Origin of the sequence: Microcoleus sp. B13-B6, from assembly GCF_036705405.1 — a bacterium.
In the GTDB taxonomy this organism is placed as follows: domain Bacteria; phylum Cyanobacteriota; class Cyanobacteriia; order Cyanobacteriales; family Microcoleaceae; genus Microcoleus.
This window is the reverse complement of record NZ_JAUBUJ010000015.1, coordinates 109703-111389: the sequence shown is the minus strand read 5'-3', so window position 1 is coordinate 111389 and position 1687 is coordinate 109703. Positions and strand designations below refer to the sequence as shown.

Genomic DNA, 1687 nt, shown 5'->3' with positions numbered 1-1687 from the left:
ATTGATAATTAAATAACTTATATTTTTGATGTTTCTTGTGGGATGGGCGTCCCGCCCGTCCATAATGGGGGGGCGGGACGCCCATCCCACTTTCAAGAGTGTAAATTATTTAATTCGCGATCCTAAGAATACATGAGCAACTATATTTTGGGAATAGGGAAGCTGACGCCTCAACCTTTGAACAGTGTCAGCAAGCTTATCAACAAATTAAGGATTAAGTAAGTAAACGCAAAAAAACAATAATATCCAATCGATAATTTTAGGGTCGGGTTTTACAAACAATAATTACCACAAACCAACAATCTCAAAAACCCCCACCCAATAGCCAATTGCAATCTACTTTTTTCAATATACAAGAGTTCAAGGTCGTACTCGAATAATGCGCGTAGCATCTAAGAGTACGACCTTGAAAGGGTGCTATCAGACCGAAGTAGCAAATGGGTTGAAAGCCAGGAAACTAGCACCACCAATGGGATTCTGGTCGAGGCAGCCCACAATCAGCCATGTAGGTGAATCCCATTAGTTGTCGGTGCCAGCGACTGTCACACAGCGAAGATTTTACCCGCGCACCTCACTTTCTTGAAAAAAGCTGTAGTGAGGAATCAGACTGATAAAAAGCATTTAACTACTTGCGGGACATATTAGTAGAGCAAGGATTCCTCGCCCTACTAACAGCCTTAGATGAGAGTGATACTTGTTGCCGCTGTACTGCCGAAACTGTAGCCCGCAGTGGGGTTAGCAAGACCTAAGCGCACAGTCCCATTATTGGTACTAAATGCGTTGTCTTGAAGAGTAAAGGTTTGGCTGAGTTGGCCGTCGGCGAAGGACAACGTGCCGCCAGTGGGGCCGCCCGGGTCAAGCAGGTAGTCGGAACCATATACAGGTGCAGGACCGGCGCCTGGAGTACCCGCCAGAATAATATAATCAATCGATGCTGCACCTAAGCCGCTTGAGCGGGTAACTGTAACCGTTGTGTCGCCCCCCTGAGTGGCGATCGTGCCGTAATCAGACGCACTATACTGGAAGACATTGCCAGATGCACCGCCGCTACTGTCAAGAATGTCTAGTCTTGCTGTTGACGGAGTGCCGACGGGGCCGTTGTTGAGAAATAGGTTAACAGTCTCAGTCATTTCAGGCACAGTATCAGGATTGACAAAGATGCTGAACGTCGTGGAAGTTACCCCAGGGCCAAAGTTGAGTACACCAGCACGAGAGGAATAATCAACCGCAGTTCCAGTTGATAGGGCGGTGCCGTCAAGAGTACTGTAGCTAATCGTTGCAGTCCCCGTATTAGGGCCGATGCGATTGACTGTCACCGTAGCAAAGCCAGATGATTCCTGAGTGCTGAAAGTAGGCGCACTAAAAACAAACTGGGTTGCTGTTGATGTTGCTGGAGTCGGAGTTGTCCCCGGAGTTGGCGGCACATCATTAATCGTCAAAATTGACGGACTACTGGCGACATTGCCACCGAAGAGCACCAAATTCACCGTTTCGGGCGATTCCAAAATCGAATCAGTCAAAGCCGTCACAGTGAAACTAGCGGTAGTTACCCCCGCATCAAAATTCAACACCCCCGCCGCCGTTCCAGTGTAATCCGGGGCACTGCCTGTTGAACTTGCCGAACCGTCAAGAGTAGCGTAGTTAATCGATGCAGCCGCCGTGCCACCGGTGCGAGTAACGTTAATCG

At 48.5% G+C, this 1687-nt stretch carries 2 protein-coding genes; one reads left to right on the top strand and one right to left on the bottom strand.

Going from position 1 to position 1687, the window contains the following annotated elements; genetic code table 11:
• Positions 1 to 119 precede the first annotated feature (119 nt).
• On the top strand, positions 120 to 218 hold the full coding sequence (locus QUB35_RS39095) for a hypothetical protein (RefSeq protein ID WP_445252099.1): 99 nt from the start codon (positions 120 to 122) through the stop codon (positions 216 to 218).
• Positions 219 to 677: 459 nt separating this feature from the next.
• Here QUB35_RS39095 and QUB35_RS09435 read toward each other — a convergent pair.
• Positions 678 to 1687: Calx-beta domain-containing protein (locus tag QUB35_RS09435; RefSeq protein WP_333141481.1), on the bottom strand; the 1010-nt coding region annotated here is incomplete at its 5' end.